The 17180-nt window shown below is 69.2% G+C and carries 16 protein-coding genes; 9 read left to right on the top strand and 7 right to left on the bottom strand.

Annotation, left to right across the window (positions count from 1 at the left end; genetic code table 11):
- The first annotated feature begins 176 nt into the window (after nt 1–176).
- From CXY81_RS08185 to CXY81_RS08175, 3 genes are all read left to right on the top strand, one after another.
- Complete coding sequence (locus CXY81_RS08185; RefSeq protein ID WP_199183024.1) at nt 177–1418, top strand: CaiB/BaiF CoA-transferase family protein; 1242 nt, start codon at nt 177–179, stop codon at nt 1416–1418.
- Nucleotides 1419–1456: 38 nt separating this feature from the next.
- The gene (locus tag CXY81_RS08180; protein WP_104194614.1) at nt 1457–2611 is read left to right on the top strand and encodes an acyl-CoA dehydrogenase family protein; all 1155 of its coding nucleotides are present in this window, start codon (nt 1457–1459) and stop codon (nt 2609–2611) included.
- A gap of 70 nt (nt 2612–2681) precedes the next feature.
- Nucleotides 2682–3341 carry a GntR family transcriptional regulator gene (locus tag CXY81_RS08175; protein ID WP_134542935.1) on the top strand — a complete coding sequence of 220 codons (660 nt, stop codon included), beginning with the start codon at nt 2682–2684 and terminating at the stop codon, nt 3339–3341.
- A 10-nt stretch (nt 3342–3351) separates the two neighbouring features.
- On the opposite strand, the gene CXY81_RS08170 is transcribed toward CXY81_RS08175, so the two are convergent.
- Together CXY81_RS08170 and CXY81_RS16975 are read right to left on the bottom strand one after the other, a co-directional pair.
- Nucleotides 3352–4254, bottom strand: coding sequence for an ATP-binding cassette domain-containing protein (locus CXY81_RS08170; RefSeq protein ID WP_104194560.1), 903 nt, complete (start codon nt 4252–4254; stop codon nt 3352–3354).
- A 299-nt stretch (nt 4255–4553) separates the two neighbouring features.
- Entirely contained in the window at nt 4554–4751 is a 198-nt protein-coding gene (locus CXY81_RS16975) for a hypothetical protein (RefSeq protein ID WP_233194067.1), read from the bottom strand.
- Between CXY81_RS16975 and CXY81_RS17475 the strand changes: the two genes are divergently transcribed.
- Nucleotides 4659–5102: a hypothetical protein gene (locus tag CXY81_RS17475; RefSeq protein WP_369828364.1), complete on the top strand. Its 444-nt coding sequence runs from the start codon at nt 4659–4661 to the stop codon at nt 5100–5102. The two genes, CXY81_RS16975 and CXY81_RS17475, sit on opposite strands and share 93 nt — an antisense overlap.
- On the opposite strand, the gene CXY81_RS08165 is transcribed toward CXY81_RS17475, so the two are convergent.
- Both CXY81_RS08165 and CXY81_RS08160 read right to left on the bottom strand, forming a co-directional pair.
- On the bottom strand, nt 5056–6486 hold the full coding sequence (locus CXY81_RS08165) for an FAD-binding oxidoreductase (RefSeq protein ID WP_104194559.1): 1431 nt from the start codon (nt 6484–6486) through the stop codon (nt 5056–5058). The two genes, CXY81_RS17475 and CXY81_RS08165, sit on opposite strands and share 47 nt — an antisense overlap.
- An 83-nt stretch (nt 6487–6569) precedes the next feature.
- A complete protein-coding gene (locus CXY81_RS08160) occupies nt 6570–8060 on the bottom strand; it encodes a helix-turn-helix transcriptional regulator (RefSeq protein WP_104170391.1) in 1491 nt (496 codons plus the stop codon).
- Nucleotides 8061–8246: 186 nt separating this feature from the next.
- Here CXY81_RS08160 and aceB point away from each other — a divergent pair, with 186 nt between their 5' ends.
- Nucleotides 8247–9929, top strand: a complete 1683-nt coding sequence (gene aceB, locus CXY81_RS08155; protein WP_104194558.1) for a malate synthase A — start codon at nt 8247–8249, stop codon at nt 9927–9929.
- A gap of 109 nt (nt 9930–10038) precedes the next feature.
- Entirely contained in the window at nt 10039–10620 is a 582-nt protein-coding gene (locus CXY81_RS08150) for an N-acetyltransferase (protein ID WP_104194557.1), read from the top strand.
- Here the strand turns inward: CXY81_RS08150 and CXY81_RS08145 are convergent.
- From CXY81_RS08145 to CXY81_RS08135, 3 genes are all read right to left on the bottom strand, one after another.
- Entirely contained in the window at nt 10617–12044 is a 1428-nt protein-coding gene (locus CXY81_RS08145) for a deoxyribodipyrimidine photo-lyase (protein WP_104170394.1), read from the bottom strand. The two genes, CXY81_RS08150 and CXY81_RS08145, sit on opposite strands and share 4 nt — an antisense overlap.
- Nucleotides 12041–13129 (bottom strand): NADP-dependent oxidoreductase, encoded by a 1089-nt coding sequence (locus CXY81_RS08140; RefSeq protein ID WP_233194066.1) that lies wholly within the window; start codon nt 13127–13129, stop codon nt 12041–12043. The genes CXY81_RS08145 and CXY81_RS08140 overlap by 4 nt, the downstream gene beginning before the upstream one ends.
- 418 nt (nt 13130–13547) lie before the next feature.
- Nucleotides 13548–14204, bottom strand: a complete 657-nt coding sequence (locus CXY81_RS08135) for a YqaJ viral recombinase family protein (protein WP_369827964.1) — start codon at nt 14202–14204, stop codon at nt 13548–13550.
- Nucleotides 14205–14400: 196 nt separating this feature from the next.
- Between CXY81_RS08135 and CXY81_RS08130 the strand changes: the two genes are divergently transcribed.
- From CXY81_RS08130 to CXY81_RS08120, 3 genes are all read left to right on the top strand, one after another.
- Nucleotides 14401–15150 (top strand): response regulator transcription factor, encoded by a 750-nt coding sequence (locus tag CXY81_RS08130; protein WP_104194556.1) that lies wholly within the window; start codon nt 14401–14403, stop codon nt 15148–15150.
- The gene (locus tag CXY81_RS08125; RefSeq protein WP_104194555.1) at nt 15147–16655 is read left to right on the top strand and encodes a cell wall metabolism sensor histidine kinase WalK; all 1509 of its coding nucleotides are present in this window, start codon (nt 15147–15149) and stop codon (nt 16653–16655) included. Before CXY81_RS08130 ends, CXY81_RS08125 begins: the two co-directional genes overlap by 4 nt.
- A 147-nt stretch (nt 16656–16802) precedes the next feature.
- Nucleotides 16803–17180 (top strand): transposase family protein (locus tag CXY81_RS08120; protein WP_233194074.1); only part of this gene is annotated, 378 nt, incomplete at its 3' end.

The following is a 17180-nucleotide window of genomic DNA, read 5'->3' as shown; positions in this document are numbered from 1 at the left end:
TGTGCTCACCATAGTGCTGTGCGCGAGCAAACGCACGGAACCGATGGATCCAACTTTCACCGAGAGTTCCCGTTCGCAGTTCCTGCCTCGGGGTCACGACCGGCCCGGTAGGATCGGAGTCAGAGCGGCCACTGGCGGAGTCCCGTGGTCCGAGTCGACGGGGACAGAGGTGGGTCGTGCCGCAGGACGCAACCGGGCAGCCGTTGGCGGGCCTTCGGGTCGCGGATTTCTCCCGGGTACTGGCCGGCCCCTACGCCACCATGATGCTGGCCGACTTCGGCGCTGACGTGATCAAGATCGAGAGCCCGGCCGGCGACGACACCCGGCAGTGGCTGCCGCCGGTCGACGCGCAGGGGGACTCCACCTACTTCGGGTCGGTGAACCGCAACAAGCGCAGCGTCATCTGCGACCTCGGCACCGATGCGGGACTGGCCGTGGCCCGGCGACTCGCCGAGACCGCCGACGTCGTGGTGGAGAACTTCCGGCCCGGCGTGATGGACCGGTTTGCTCTGGGCTTCGAGCAGCTGCGGGCCGTCAATCCGAGCCTGGTCTACTGCTCGATCACGGGCTTCGGCGCGGGGGCCGGCGCCCGCCTGCCCGGCTACGACCTGCTCGTACAGGCTGTCGGCGGGCTGATGAGCGTCACCGGTCGCCCAGACGAAGAGCCGAGCAAGGTGGGGGTGGCCCTCGTGGACGTGCTCTCCGGGCTCAACGCGGTCAGCGGAATCCTACTCGCCCTGCGTGCGCGTGACGCGACCGACGCGAGCGGGACCGCCGGCCACCGGGTGGAGGTGGATCTGCTGACCACCCTGCTCTCCGCGCTGACCAACCAGGCCGCGGGCACCCTCGCGACCGGGCAGTCACCGACCCGGATGGGCAATGCGCACCCGAGCATCGCGCCGTACGAGCTGTTCGACGCCGCCGACCGGCCGCTGGTGATCGCGGTGGGCAACGACCGCCAGTTCCGCACCCTGGTGCGACTGCTCGGGGCTCCCGCCCTGGCCGACGACGACCGGTTCCGCGGTAACGCCGACCGGGTGCGGCACCGCACGGTCCTGAAAAAGTTGCTTGAGGACCGGCTCCGGCCCGAGCCCGCGGCGCACTGGGTGGGCGTTCTGACGGATGCCGGCGTGCCGGCCGGCCAGGTCAACACCCTCGACGAGGCGTTCGCCTTCGCCGCCGCGCTGGGGCTCGACCCGGTGGTGGAACTGGGTGCGGCCGGCCGCACCAGCCGCCAGGTTGCCAACCCCATCCACCTCGCCGGCCGCCCGGCCGCCTACCGCCTGTTCCCGCCGCGGCTGGGCGAGCACGAGGGCGCCGACTGGCTCGCCCCGTCCCCGACCGCTGCCCCAGGGCGAGCCCCCGTACCAGCCACAGATCTCGCTCGTGTTCCGCCGACCCCCGAAGGACTCTCGTGACCGCCGCAGGCCGCCCCACCCCGCTTGTGCCCAGCCCGCTGGTCGACACCGTCTTCGACCTCGATGCCCTGCTCGAGCCGGAGGAGATCGTCTGGGCGCGCGCGGCGCGCGCTTTCGCGACCAACCGCATCCTGCCGACCATCGAGGACGACTTCGAGGAGAAGCACTTCCGGGCCGAGCTGATCCCTGAACTCGGGGCGGCCGGGTTCCTCGGCATGCACCTCACCGGGTACGGCTGCGCCGGCGCGGGGGCGGTGAGCTACGGGCTGGTCTGCCTCGAGCTGGAGGCCGCTGACAGCGGCTGGCGCACCTTCGTCTCGGTGCAGGGCTCGCTGGCGATGTCGGCCATCCACAAGTATGGGTCTGCGGAGCAGAAGCAGCGCTGGCTGCCGGGCATGGCCGCCGGCCAGCTCGTGGGCTGCTTCGCGTTGACCGAACCGACCGGCGGCAGCGACCCGGCCGCGATGGCGACCACCGCCACCCGGGGCGCCGACGGCTGGGTGATCGAGGGTGCCAAACGCTGGATCGGCCTGGCCAGCATCGCCGACGTCGCGATCGTCTGGGCCCAAACGGATGCCGGTGTGCGCGGCTTCCTGGTTCCGACCGACAGTATCGGTTTCACCGCCACCCCCATCGGCAAGAAGCTTTCGATGCGTGCGTCGATCCAGTGCGATGTGCACCTGGACGCCGTGCAGGTGCCATTCGATGCGATCCTGCCCGGCGCCGCTGGGCTGTCCGGGCCGTTCGGCTGCCTCAACGAGGCGCGCTTCGGCATCGTCTGGGGGGCCATGGGCGCCGCCCGCAGCTGCCTCGACGCCGCCATCCTGCGCGCGAAGACCCGTGAGGTGTTCGGCAAACCGATCGGGGCCACCCAGTTGATCCAGGCCAAGCTCGCCGACATGCTCGTGGAATACGAGAAGGGGGTGCTGCTGGCCCTGCACCTCGGTCGGCTCAAGGAGCGCGGCACGCTGACCCCCACCCAGATCAGCATCGGCAAGCTCAACAGCGTGCGCGAGGCGATCCAGATCGCCCGCGAGGCCCGCGTCATCCTCGGCGGCGACGGCATTACCAGCGAATTCCCGGTGATGCGCCACCTGGCGAACCTGGAATCGGTGCGCACCTATGAGGGCACCGACGAAATCCACCAGCTCGTGCTCGGGCGGGCCCTGACCGGCCTGAACGCGTTCTCCTGAGGCCGCGATGTGACATAGTGTCAAGCAGATTGGCCGTCGGGCCGATCGATGGGGGAGGGGCACAGTGAGGGTGACGGGGGGACAGACCGTGTTCGCGAACCTGCGTGCGCGCATCCTCTCGGGGGAATTGCCCGCCAGGGCCACGCTGCGGGAGACGGCGCTGGCCCAGGAACTCGGCGTCAGCCGCACCCCCGTGCGCGAGGCGCTGCGCCGGCTCGACGAGGCCGGCCTGGTGGAGTTCGTGCCGAACCGGGGCGCCACGGTCGTGGAATGGACCACCGAGCAGATCTGCGAGACGTATTTTCTTCGCGCGGCTCTCGAAAGCAGGGCGGCGGGCCTCGCGGCGGCGCGGATCGAGCCGGCCGACCTCGACCGGCTGGCCATCCTGATTGACGCCATGGAGGAGTTCGTGCGCGCAACCGACGCCGAGGGCATCGGCCGGCTGGGCGTGCTCAACGCCGAATTCCACCGCATCATCGTGGCCGCGTCGGGCGTCACTCAGCTGATGGCCCTGGCCGCGTCCGTCGGCCGCGCCCCGATGATGGCCTCGCTCTTCCGCCGCGACGCCGCCGCCTTCCGGGCCGGCAGCAACCACCACCACCGCGACATCCTCACGGCGCTATGGTCGGGAGACGCACTCTGGGCCGAGGTCGCCATGCGCTCGCACATCCTCGCAGCGCGCAACGCGGTGTCGCCAGGTCGGTCCGGATCGGGGACGGAACCGGCCTAACCGGAACCGGTCAGCCGCGCGCGGAGCGGGCCGCCTCGAGCAGACTGTGGGTGTGCGGATGCCGCGGTGAAGCGAGGATCTCGGCCGCCGAAGCCTGCTCGACGACCCGTCCCGCTTCCACGACCGTCACTCGGTCGCAGGTGGCGGCCGCCAGGCCGAGGTTCCGGGAGACCACGATGATCGACAGTCCGAACTCCTGGAGGAACCCGCGGCAGAGCTCCAGTGCGGAGGGCTCGCCCGCAGCCTCGACGGCGCGCGTCGGCTCGTCCAGGATCAGGATGTCCGGGTGCTGTGAGAGCGCGGCCGCGATCGTCACCTGGAGCAGCGCGGTCGGTTCGAGCTGGGTCGGAACCACCAGCGACGTCGCCTGCGGATCCGGCAGCCCGACCTTCTCGAGGAGTTCCAACGCACGCCGGGCGGCATCCGTTCGGAACAGACCCCCTGTCCGGCGCAGGGTTCGGGCGAGCTGGCGGCCGATGACCTGGTCCGGGGCCAGGCCCGTCGGCGCGGCAGGGGAAATGAGAGAGATTTTCGTGTCGCGCAGCCGGTTGAGGGCGCGCCGCGATGCCCCGACGAGCTCGATGCCGTCGATCAGGATGGAGCCGGCCGCGACCACCGCCGGTTCGGGCAGCCGGCCCGCGATGGCCAGAGCGATCTCGCGTGCCCCGGAACCGGTGACACCGACCAGTCCGATGACCTCACCCCGCGCCACCGAGAGGGAGATGCCCGTGGCCAGCACCGGGGCACCCGTCTGGGTGCTCTCGGTAATCTGCAGACCGCGCGCGTCGAGCAGGGCCGTGGCGCGGAATCCGTCGGAGGGAACGGGCTCATCGTCGGCCGACGCCGGGGCCGACGGGGCGGGAGAGCAATGAGGTTTGCCGGGGGATTGCCAGGAGGGGAGGAAGGTCTTCACGACTCATCCCTCCGTTCCGAACTCGATCCAGTGGGTTTTACTGTATGCAATCTCCTCGGATCCCGGTGCTCAGTATGCCATATTCCTCTGAGTTGAACCCTGAATCGGGGGGCACTGTTGCATACAACCGTGGTGTCTTGTGGGGAAAAAATTCCGGCAACACCGGGCCGCTACGAGCCCAGCATGGTTGACCTCGTCGAGGGCTATGGCGGACCACAGTCTTGCGGGCTGAGCAGCTGGACGCGCTGGACGGGGCGCGCCCCGCGCCGGGGATGAGGTGTTCCCCGAGCTCACCTCGCTCACGGCCCGTCCCGTTGGCCGCGGTGCCCCGCGTGATCGAGCAGGAGGAGCGGCCCACGGTCGAGTCCGGCGTCAGCCGCGACGAGGCGTGGCACTTCTGCAACCTGGGCCGCAGCCTGGAGCAGGGGGACATGACCGCACGGTTGCTGGCCAACCCGGTCGTTGACCGAGGCCAGCGGGCTTTCGGGGACGACCATCCGGCGCTCCGTCGGGGGCCTACGAGGCTGGCTGTTTCCGCGGTCGGTGGCCTTGTTCATCTCGCGGGCGGAACGACCTCTTCGTCACGATGGAGATCACCCGGGAGGCCTGAGCCGCGCCGCGGCATCCGTTGCCTCGGGCCCACGGATGCCGCGGCTCACCCACCCCGCCCGTCGAACCAATTCGACGGAGATTTTGAGGATGGAGCGCTTTCCCAGCGTGGTTTAAACCGTTTTGAGCAAAATCTCCGTCGAATTCGTTCGGGCCGCCGAGCGCCCCGAGCGCGCCGAGCGCTATCGAGCCCTACGAGTCGAAGCCGAGGCCCAGCGCGTCGAGCGTCTTCAGGATGATGTTGCGGCGGCCTCGGTTGTGGTCGGCGCGGTCGAGTGACCAACGCGTGGTCTGGATGCCCATCGAAGCGAGGGGCTCCGGTGGGAACGGGAGTGGCCGCCCGCGCACCATCTCCAGCTGCGTTCGCTCGGTCCTGCGCTCCGCCAGTTGGTCGAGCATGACCTTCGCCGCGAAGTGCGTCGCGGCCACGCCCAGGCCGGTGAACCCGGCGGCGTAGCTGATCCGTCCGCCGCGGGCCGTGCCATAGAACGCGCAGAACTGGGTCGACGTGTCGATGGCGCCGGCCCACTGGTGGCTGAAGCGCAGCCCGGCCAGCTGCGGAAATGTGGTGAAGAAGTGGCCGGCCAGTCGTTGGAAGCTTTCCGGCCGGTTCTCGTAGCCGCTCCGCACCCGGGCTCCGTAGTGGTAGATCGCGTCGTAGCCGCCGAAGAGAATGCGGTTGTCGGCGCTCAACCGGTAGTAGTGGAACTGGTTGGCCAGATCGCTCAGCCCCTGCCGCTTCTGCCAGCCGATGGCGGTGAGCTGATCGGGCGACAGCGGCTCGGTCATCAGCACGTAATCGTAGACCGGCACCGTGGACAGGCGGTTGCGGGCCAGCAGCGAAGGGAACACGTTGGTCGCCAGCGCGGTCTTCGTCGCCCGCACCACACCCGACTCGGTGCGGAGCCGGGTGCCCTGCGCCGGCGTGAGTCCCTGCGTGTCCAGGTTCTTCACCGGGGTGTGTTCGAAGATCTCGACCCCGAGTTCGGTGGCGACCCGGGCGAGCTCGGTGGCCAGCTTACCCGGGTGCACGAGCGCGTTGCTTCGCTTGTGCCAGATGCCGGCCAGGTACGTGGGCGAGCCGACCTCGGCGCGCAGGGCCGCGGCATCCAGGAACACGCTGTCGGTTCCGGTCGGTTCCTCGCGCAGCCAGTCGACCTGGTGCTCCTCGACGGCCAGGTCGATGGCGCCGGTGCGCTCGAAGTCGCAGTTCAGCCCGAGCTCGGTGACGGCCCGCTCGATCTCGTCGAGGTTCTTGAGGCCGAGTTCGGTGAGCCGGTCGATCTCCGTCCGCCAGCGGCGTCGGCCGTTCTCCTCGCCGTGGGTCAGGCTGGCCTCGCAGAAACCGCCGTTGCGGCCCGACGCAGCCCAGCCGATCGTGCGCGCCTCGAGCAGCACCACGCGAGCGCCCGGGTTCTCCTGCTGAGCGAGCACGGCGGTCCAGAGTCCGAGGTAGCCGCCGCCGACGATGGCGAGATCACAGTCGAGGTCGGCCGTGAGGGTCGGGTAGCCGGTCTGCGGAGACACGTCGTCCAGCCAGAACGGCGCGGAGCGGGTGTCGGCGAGGGCGCCCGCGATGACGGATGCGGCGGGCCTGGCCCGCTCGAAAATGGTCGTGCCCACGGATCGTCCTTTGTTCGGCGCGGCTCTGCTACTCGTTCATCATCTCAGGCGCGGTCCCCGTCGGCCATGCGCCCGCCCCGCTCTCATCTCACCGGCGCGTGCGACTCCAGGAACTGGAACACCTCGGTCTGGTCGACGCCGGGAAAGGTGCCCGTGGGCAGGGCCGCGAGCAGGCTGGTGGGCGTGCGCGCGGCCGGCCAGGACTGCCCGGACCAGCGCTCCGAGAGCTCCTCGGGCGCGCGGCGGCAGCACGACTCGTCGGGACAGGTGGACACGGCCCGGTTGTTGGTTTCGCGGCCGCGGAACCACTTCACGTGCGTGAACGGCACGCCCACACTGACGGAGTAGTCGCCCTCTTTGGCCTTCTCGATGCGCGAGGTGCACCAGAAGGTACCGCTCGGGGTGTCGGTGTACTGGTACCAGGGGCTGAACCGGTCGGCGACGTGGAAGACGGTGCGCGCGGTCCAGTTGCGGCAGACCGTCGAGCCCTCGACCGCGCCGAGCGCGTCGCTCGGGAAGCGCACCGAATCGTTTTCGTACGCCTTGATCATGGTGCCGGACTCGTGCACCTTCATGAAGTGCACCGGGATGTCGAGCCGCGCGGTGGCGAGGTTCGTGAACCGGTGCGCCGCCGTCTCATAGGACACCGCGAAGGCGTCCCGCAGATCCTCCATCGAGATACGTCGCAGGTTCTTCGCCTCGGTGAGGAGTTTCACGGTGTCTTTTTCGGGCAGCAGGATGGCCGCGGTCAGATAGTTGGTCTCCACTCGCTGAGACAGAAATTCCGCATAGTTTCCGGGCTCCTCGTGTTCGCAGAGCAGGGTGGCGAACGCTTGCAGAATGGGGGAGCGGGAGTCGCGGGACGCCGACTGCTCGGTGGGCAGGTAGATGCGCCGGTTGCGCTTGTCCGTCACCGAGCGGGTCGAGTTCGGAAGGTCGCCCACGTAGTGCAGCGAGTAGCCGAGATGGGTCGCCATGTCGGCCACCACCTGGTGGGAAACCGGCCCGCCGGTGTGGCCGACCGCGGCGAGCAGGCGCTGCGCCTGTGCCTCGAGCTCGGGGAAGTAATTGTCCCGGGCCCGCATGGTGGCTCGCAGCTCCACGTTCGCTCGCCGGGCCTCTTCCGGGGTCGCCGCCCGCTCCCGGTGCAGGCGCAGGATCTCGTTGTGCAGGCTGAGCAGTGTCTGCAATGTTTCGTCGCTCGTTCCCCGGCCAACGCGGATATGCGGCAGTCCGAGGGCGGTGAACACGGGGCCCCGCTGAGCGCGCTCCACGGCGATTTCCAGCGCCGCCCGCTCGGACGGGGCATCCGTTTTCAACAGGTCGTCGACCGTGGTGCCGAGCGCGGTCGCGATGGTGCGCAGCATCGACAGGCGCGGCTCGCGCTTGCCGTTCTCGATCATCGACACCTGAGAGGGTGCCCGGTCGATGGCGGCCGCAAGGGCGTCAAGAGTCATGCGCCGGTTCGTGCGCAGTTCACGGATGCGCCGCCCCAGGGTGAGCGCATCGAGCCCTGCCTCCTCGGGAGGAGCCGCGGACAGGGAGGAGCGGAAGGCGGGATCGACGGTGACCATGCCCCATGCTCACATACTCCGGGGATAACTTCTCGTAGCCAGAAGAAATGCTGTTCTTCTGTTATGCCGGCGACGGCGTGACCGGGTCCCCTGGTCCACAGTGGGAATCAGGCAAGCAATGGCGCTCTCCCCAGGCGGCGCCAGTCACGCAGCACTCCCCGTTCAACTTCCGAAGGAGCTCAGCCCATGAACACCCCGCCCCTGGCGACATCCGACCAGGTCCAGGCCGCCAGTCTGACCACGAACACCGGCAGTTTTGCCACCATCGAACCGCACCTCGAGATCACCGGCGATCTCGGTCCGCGCTACGAGGAGATCCTCACGCCGGAGGCGCTGGTATTCCTGGCCGAGCTGCATGACCGGTTCGCCGGTACGCGGCAGGACTTGCTGGCGACTCGACTGCGCAAGCGCGTGGATGCCTCCAACGGGCGCGACCCGGGATTCCTCACCGAGACCGCGCACATCCGTCGTGACCTCACCTGGACGGCTGCCGGCGCGGGTCCCGGGCTGGTGGACCGCCGGGTGGAGATCACCGGGCCGACCGACCGCAAGATGGCCATCAACGCGCTGAACTCGGGCGCGAAGGTCTGGCTGGCCGACCAGGAAGACGCCACCAGCCCCACCTGGGCGAACGTCGTCGAGGGCCAGCTGACCCTGTTCGACCAGGTGCGCGGTCAGCTGAGCTTCACCAGCCCGGAGGGCAAGCAATACGCCGTCACCGGCGACGCCACCGGCGCCACGCCCACCATCGTGATGCGCCCGCGCGGCTGGCAGCTGGTGGAGAAGAACCTGACGTTCGTCGACCGCGCGAACCGCCGGACGAACGCGTCCGGCAGCCTCGTCGACTTCGGGCTGTACTTCTTCCACAACGCGCAGCACCTGATCGAGGGCGGCAGCGGACCGTACTTCTACCTGCCGAAGCTCGAGAGCCACGTCGAGGCCCGTCTCTGGGACGATATCTTCAGTCACTCGGAGGACCGCCTCGGCATCGAGTACGGCACCATCCGTGCCACCGTGCTGATCGAGACGATCCAGGCCGCCTTCGAGATGGAGGAGATCCTCTACGAGCTGCGTGACCATTGCGCAGGCCTGAACGCCGGACGTTGGGACTACATCTTCAGCATCATCAAGACGTTCCGCACCCGCGGGAGCCGGTTCGTCTTCCCCGACCGCAAGCAGATCACGATGACCGTGCCCTTCATGCGCGCCTACACCGAGCTGCTGGTGTCGACCTGCCACCGGCGCGGTGCGTATGCCGTCGGCGGAATGAGCGCGTTCATCCCGAACCGGCGCGACCCGGAGGTGACCCGGCGTGCCCTCGAGGCGGTGGCCGCCGATAAGAAGCGCGAGGCCACCGACGGCTTCGACGGCACCTGGGTGGCGCACCCGGGCCTCATCCCGACGGCCCAGGCCGAGTTCGACCGCGTGCTCGGCGACCAGCCGAACCAGCTGCACCGCACCCGCGCCGAGGTGAGCGTCACGGCCGCCCAGCTGCTCGACGTGGAGTCCGTCGGCGGGCAGATCACCGAGGCCGGCGTTCACGACAACCTCACGATCGGGTTGCGCTACATCGAGTCCTGGCTGCGCGGCGTCGGCGCGGCGGCCATCGACAACCTGATGGAGGACGCCGCGACCGCGGAAATCTCCCGCTCACAGATCTGGCAGTGGATCCACCTGGGCTCGATCACCGCCGAGGGCATCCGGATCGACGGAACCTGGGTCGAGGAACAGCTCGTCGACGTGTACGAGGCACTCGAGCGCACGCCCGGAGACCGGTTCGACGACGCACTCGAGGTGTTCCGGGCATGCGCGCTCGAGCCCGAGTTCCCGACGTTTCTGACCGTGGGAGCGTACGCCCGTTACCTGTAGCCCCTGGCCGCGAAAGCGCGCACTCAGCCCGTTCAGCACTACTGATGGGGCATCGTGCGCGCTCTCGCGTGCAGTGGTGGGCTGGTGGGGGCGTCGATAAGCTGGATCAGTGATCGAGATTCGCACGGCGACGGCGACGGATGCCGCGGCGCTGGCCGAGCTGGCCGTCGCCACCTTCGCGCTCGCCTGCCCGCCACACACCTCGGCCGAGGCCATCGCCGCGTTCCTGCGTGACGTGCTCGCGGAGGGCAACTTCGACGCCTACCTGGCCGACCCGGACCGGCTGATTCTCGTGGCCGAAGTGGCCGAGGAGGACGTGGATGCCGAAGTGGCCGAGGTGGCCGAAGTGGCCGGGGAGGCCGGGGTCATGCTCGGCTACACGATGCTCGTATTCGCCGAGCCGGCAGATGACGATGCGCGGGCGGCGGCCACGATCCGACCCACGGCGGAACTGAGCAAGTGCTACCTGCGCGCCGAGACGCACGGCCGCGGGGTGGCGGCGGCCTTGATAAACGCGACCCTGGACGCCGCCCGGGCGCGGGGAGCGGCCGGCAGCTGGCTGGGCGTGAACCAGGAGAACGCGCGGGCCATTCGCTTCTACGAGAAGAACGGGTTCGTCACGGTCGGCGAGAAGCGCTTCCTGGTGGGCGAACGGTACGAGGACGACTTCGTGCTGGAGCGGGCGCTCTAACCGGTGCCCTCCGCCCCGGCCGCGCGGGCCGCGATCGACTGCTCCTTCATCCCCTTGATCTGTTCGTAGGCGGCGAGGGCCGCCCGTCTCGTCTCGCCGAGGTCGACGATCGGGGCCGGGTAGGCATCCGTGCCGTATTCCGGCACGTTCTGACGGATGTACTCCGCGTTTGGATCGAACTTCTTCGCCTGCAGCTCCGGGTTGAAGACCCGGAAGAAGGGGGCGGCGTCGGCGCCGGACCCGGCCACCCACTGCCAGCCGAACGGGTTGCTCGCGGCGTCGGCGTCGACGAGGGTGTCCCAGAACCACTGCTCTCCGAGCCGCCAGTCGATCAGCAGGTTCTTGATCAGGAATGATGCCGTCACCATGCGCACTCGGTTGTGCATGCTGCCGGTGCGCCAGAGTTCGCGCATGCCGGCGTCGACGAGCGAGATCCCGGTGCGGCCGCGCTGCCAGGCTTCGAGCACGCGCTGGTCAAGTTTCGGCCAGGGGAAAGCGTCGAATTCGGGCCGCAGGTTGACGGTGGCGAGGGTGGGGTTGGTGAACAGCACGTGGTAGCTGAACTCCCGCCAGCCGATCTCGGTGAGGAATCGGGTCGCACTGGCCTGGGCGGGCCCGGTGAGGCCGATCCGGGCCCGCTCGGTTGCATGCCAGATCTGGAATGGACTGATCTCGCCCCAGCGCAGGTGCGGCGACAGACGCGAGGTGACCGCCTGGGCCGGCTCGTCGCGCTCGTCGCCGTACCGGGTGAGGGACTCGCTCAAGAAGGTCTCGAGCAGGCGGTGGGCGGAGTCCTCGCCGGGCTGCCAGGCGCCCCGCAGTCCGGCCGCCCAGTCGGGCCGGGTCGGCAGGAGGCCCCAGTCGTCGAGCGCGTCGGAGGGGATCTCTCCGGGGAAGCCGGGGATCGACTCGGGTGCGGGGTAGGGTGCGCGCGGCGGTGGGCCGGCCGTGCACGCCCGCCAGAAGGGGGTGAACACCGAGTAGGTGCCCCCCTGGCCGGTCTGGATCGTCCACGGCTCGAACAGGAGCGCTCCGGCAAAGCTGCGGGCCTCCGTTCCGGCCGCGGTGAGGCCCGACTTGATCCGGGTGTCCACCTCGCGCTCGGCGGCGCCGTAGCGACGGTTCCAGAATACGGCGTCGGCGCCGACGGATGCCGCGAGCGCCATGATCATGTCCTCGGCCGGCCCCCGGCGCAACGTCAACCGGCCGCCCAGGCGTTCCAGCGAGTCGGCCAGCGCTGTCACGCTCCCGTGAAGCCACCACCGGGCCGCGCCACCGAGCGGCCGGACCGCAGGGGACTCCTCGTCCAGCACGTACACGGCCACGATCGGCTTGCCGCGTTCGAGCGCGGCCTGCAGGGCCGGGTTGTCCGCGAGGCGCAGGTCGTCGCGGAACCAGACGAGGGACGGGCCGTCGCCGCTCACGAGCGAGGCCCGGCAGAGTCGGAGCCGGCAGCGGTCCAGGCAGAGGCAGAGGCAGAGGTCGAGGTCGAGGCAGAGGCGGAGTCCGCAGAGGAGCCGGTCGGGTCATCCGTCACCCGCAGCACGATCTTGCCGCGTGTGTGTCCCTCCTCGATCAGGCGGTGCGCCGCCGCGCCGTCTGCGAGGGGGAACACCCGGTCCACGTGCACCCGCACGGCGCCGTCGTCGATGAGTTCGGTGATGACGTCGAGGGTGTGCCCGGAGGGCGCCACCTTGAATCCGGTGGCACGGATGCCCGCGGCCGCGGCCTCCTCCGCCATGGTCGGCCAGCTTCCGGTCGGCGCGTTCACCAGGATTCCGCCGGGGCGCAGCACGCCGAGCGACCGAGTGCCGGTGTTGTCGTGAACATTACCGACCAGGTCGATCACCGCGTCCAGCCCGGAGAGCACCTCGTCGAACCGGGTCTGGGTGTGGTCGATGACGGCGTCGGCGCCGAGCTCTCGTAGGAAATCAAGATTGCGGGTCGACCCGGTCGCGGTCACGTGGGCGCCGAAGGCCTTGGCAAACTGAACGGCGAAATGGCCGACCCCACCGCTGCCGGCGTGGATGAGCATCCGTTGCCCGGGAGCCGCCGCGGCCAGGTCCACGACCATGCCCCACGCGGTGAGTGCCGCCACCGGTACGGCGGCCGCCTCGACGTGGCTGAGTCGCACGGGCTTGCGGGTGACGTTCAGGCTGGAGACGGTCACCAGCTCGGCGTAGCTGCCGGGGGTGCGGGGCACGCGGGCGATGCCGAAGACCGCGTCGCCGGGCTGCAGCGGGAACGCCTCGTAGGGCGCGCTGACCACGACGCCGCTGAAATCGAGTCCGAGCACGGCCGGGTAGGCGGGGATGGCCTTCGTGACGCCGCCGCCGGCCCTGGTTTTGGCATCGATCGGGTTGACTCCGGCGGCGACGACCCGCACCAGGAGTTCATCGAAAATCGCGATCGGGGCGTCCACCTCGGCCAGGTGCAGCTCGTCGGCCGGGCCGGGGCGGTCGATCACGAGGGCGCGCATGGTCGGTGAGTGATTCGTGGCGTTTCCCATCTGCCCATTCTCTCGTGGGTTGCGCGTCGCCGGGGCACAACCGGGACAAACCGGCACATCCCGGTGTGCCTCGAATTGGGGGTGCAAGAGGCCGAATCTGGTGGCGGCGAGGTCTGGCTGGAAGGGGGGCCAGGCGCATAGTCTGTCCACATAAAGGGGGACCGACCCCGGTGTGTGGAAGAGTCCCTGGTTTCCCGCATCCGGTCTCTCTTGGGTTCGGTTCATCCCCCCACCGAGCCAGTACTCAGCACTCCGCCCGGCTCATCTGAAAAAGTCGTACCGCACCCGAAGCGGCGCGAACTTGCTCGATCAGTAGTGGCGTGACGCCGAGGGGAAAGCCGCCTGCGTCACCCGGCAAGCGGCTTTCCCGCGGGCATCCGCGCGCTGCGACACCGGTGGACGACCCGTGGACGACCGGTCAGGCCTGCGCGGGCGGTGGACCCGAGGTGGTCTGCTGGTTGAGCAAGGCGATCAGGTTGTTGGCGTACCCCACCAGGATCGCGATCTGGTCTTCGTCACGGTCGATCCACCGGCACTCGGGCTCGGCATTCACGGGGACGAAGTCCTGGTGCTGTTCCCAGACGAGCAGGGTGCGTTCGGCGCCGAGCACGTACTGCTGCCACCACACCTGACGCAGGTACGAGCGCGGGATGCTGCGCCAGGCCTTGCTCGTCGTCTTGATCTCGGCCAGTTCAAGGCCGCCGGCACCCTGGCCTGAACCGGTGCCGACGCCGTCGGGGGTGGCCAGGTGCCGCCGGTGGTGGGCCGCGTGGAACAGGGCCGTGCTGGGCTCGATGCCGTAGCGGCCGAGCACCCAGGCCGCGATCTCGGGCTCCCGGGCGCGCCCGTGGTCCGTGAAGCTGTTGCCGTTGAAGCTGCTGCCGTTGAGCTTGTCGTAGACGGCGGTCTGCAGCGATTTCGGGGTGGCGAGCTTGGCGACATCCGTGGCCGTGATCCCCTGGGCGCGGGCCCGCAGCCAGGTCACCCGGTCGGTGGAATCGGCAACGATGCGCCGGAGGTGCGCCGCGGCGACCAGGGGCGCCACCGGCCGGGCGTCGACGGGCGACGGATGCACCTCCTCATCGAACAGGGAGAGCAGCTGGTTCGTCACTGTTCCATTGTGCCTGTTCGCCGGGCCTGCCCACGCCGGGCGGCATCAGCCGTCGCGCTATGGCTGCGGGGCGACGGCGGACGGATGACGGTTTCGCGTCACAGCAGAGACCAAGACTGCGCATAGCCGATTCATAGCCAACACTCGGATACTGGTAATCATGAGCACTAGCGAGAACGAGCGAGCGGTCCGCGCACCGCGCCTGACCAGGGCGGACGGCAGCGCCATCCGGGTGCTCGTGGTCGACGACGAACCCACGCTGACCGATCTGCTCCAGATGGCGCTGCGCTATGAGGGCTGGGAGGTGCGCACGGCCGGCGGGGGGCGTCAGGCGCTCACGATCGCCCGCGAATTCCGGCCGGATGCGATCGTGCTCGACATCATGCTGCCCGACATCGACGGCCTGCAGGTGTTGCAACGCGTGCGGTCGGACGGCCACGAGACGCCCGTGCTCTTCCTCACGGCCAAGGACTCCCTCGACGCCCGGCTCAAGGGGCTGACGGCTGGCGGCGACGACTACGTCACCAAACCGTTCAGCCTTGAAGAGGTCGTCGCCCGGCTCCGCGGGCTCATCCGCCGGTCCACCCTCACCATGGCCGACTCCCTGGATCCCCGCATTTCGGTCGGCGACCTCACCCTCGACGAGGACAGCTACGAGGTGTTCCGCGGGGGAGACGCGATCGAGCTGACCGCCACCGAATTCGAACTGTTGCGCTTCCTGATGCGCAACCCCCGGCGGGTGCTCAGCAAGGCCCAGATCCTCGACCGGGTGTGGAGCTATGACTTCGGCGGCAAGTCCTCCGTCGTCGAGATCTACATCTCCTATCTGCGCAAGAAGGTCGACGCCGGCCGCGTGCCGATGATCCACACGGTGCGCGGCGCCGGCTATATGTTGAAGACCGCTTCGTGACCCCGAATTCTCCCCGCGAGCCGGGCGCTCGCCGGCCACGCGCGCCGTGGACCCTGCGTCGGCGGCTGGTGCTCGCCGTCGTCGGCCTCCTCGCCCTGATCAGCATCGGTATCGGGATGGTCAGCGTCGCCATTCTCCGTGCCTCCCTGATCGACGGCCTCGACCAGCAGCTGCAAAGCGCGTCGGACCGGTCAGGCGCCGTGATCGACGTGCGCCGGGATGCGGACGACGAGGGCGGCAACGGGGCATTCTTCACACCGACGGCGCAGATGATTCTGTCCGGTCCGGCCCAGCAGCCCGGAACGCTGGCCCTGGTCTACGACGGCTCGACCGTCACGGCCGGCTACACGGAGGAGGAGAGCGGGGAGATCGCCAAGCTGACCGGTGAGCAGGTGCAGTTGCTGGCCGAACAGATGCGGGAATCGACCGCGGTGACGGTGCACCTCGGCGAAGACACCGGCAGCTACCGGGTCAGGGCCGACACAACCCGCAACGGCACCCTCTACCTGGTGGGCCTGCCGCTCTCCGGGGTGCAGAACACGGTCACCCAGCTGGGCATCATCATTGCGGTGGTCTCCCTGGTCGGCATCCTCATCGTCGTGATTCTGGCCACCTGGATCGTGCGGCTCGCCCTGCGCCCGTTGGTGCGCGTGACCGAGACGGCGGCGCGGGTGTCCGAGCTCCCCCTGGACCGTGGGGAGGTCTCGCTCGTCGACCGGGTACCGGCCGCCGACACCGACCCCCGCACCGAGGTCGGCCGGGTGGGATCGGCGCTGAACCGCATGCTCGACCACGTGGACGTGGCGCTCGAAACACGTCAGGCCAGTGAGCGCAAGGTGCGCCAGTTCGTCGCCGACGCCAGCCACGAGCTGCGCACGCCGCTGGCGTCGATCCGCGGCTACGCCGAACTCACCCGCCGCTCCGACCAGGAACTGCCGCCGGACGCGCTGCATTCCCTGGGGCGGATCGAGTCGGAATCGGTGCGGATGACCGGCCTGGTCGAAGACCTGCTGCTCCTCGCCCGTCTCGACGAAGGCCGGGAGCTGGTCAGCGGACCGGTCGACCTGACCAGCCTGATCGTGGACGTCGTCAGCGACGCCCACGCCGCCGGCCCGGGACGGGTGCTGGGCCTGGAGCTGCCCGACGAGCCGGTGGAAATCGTCGGTGATGCCGCGCGGCTGCACCAGGTGTTCGCCAACCTGCTCGCCAACGCGCGTATCCACACGCCCCCCGAGACCACGGTCGACGTGGCCCTCGCTCGCCAGAACGACCGCGTCATCGTGACAGTGACGGATGACGGCCCCGGCATCCCCGAGAACCTCCGGGCCACACTGTTCGAGCGTTTCGCCCGCGGCGACAGCACGCGCTACCGGGGAACGGGCAGCACGGGCCTCGGCCTGGCCATCGCCCACGCGGTCGTGGCCGCGCACCAGGGCGAGATCGAGGTCGAGAGCCGCCCCGGTTTCACGTGCTTCCGCGTCTCCCTCCCCGTCGCGCTCGCCTGACCCCGTCCCGTGCCGGTGCGTGGTCGGCCCGGTTCGCCATGCGAATTCGACGGAGATTTTGCTCCAGAACCAGGTTTTGAACCCGAAACCGGCCATTTCGNGTTTCTGACTGTCAAAGGAAAGAAACTTTATAGGCGGGAAAACGGCGTGCGGTCTCTAACAATATGGCGGACTTTGCTCGGTGTCGACAAGACAGTGGTCGAGGACGTTGATCTCGACCTGGTAGCGGGCGTTTTTGTTGCGTCGGTGCGACTGACCAGGTCGATGCGGAACCGGTGCGGGAGCTGCCAGAAGCGCTGCCCGCGCTACGACGAAGGTGCAGGCCGCCGCCGGTGGCGGGGATTGGATTTCGGCTCGACCCGGGTCTTTTTGGAGGCGGATGCCCCGCGGGTGTCGTGCCGGGAGCACGGTGTGATCGTGGCTGCGGTGCCATGGGCCAGGCACCAGGCCGGCCACACCCGCCACTTCGATTCACACGTCGCGTGGCTGGCCACGCAAACCTCGAAAACCGCGGCAACTCAGTTG

It is taken from the genome of Cryobacterium sp. M25, assembly GCF_002929635.1.
Lineage (GTDB): Bacteria > Actinomycetota > Actinomycetes > Actinomycetales > Microbacteriaceae > Cryobacterium > Cryobacterium sandaracinum.
The sequence above is the reverse complement of the archived record's forward strand: the minus strand, read 5'-3'. Positions and strand labels throughout refer to the sequence as shown.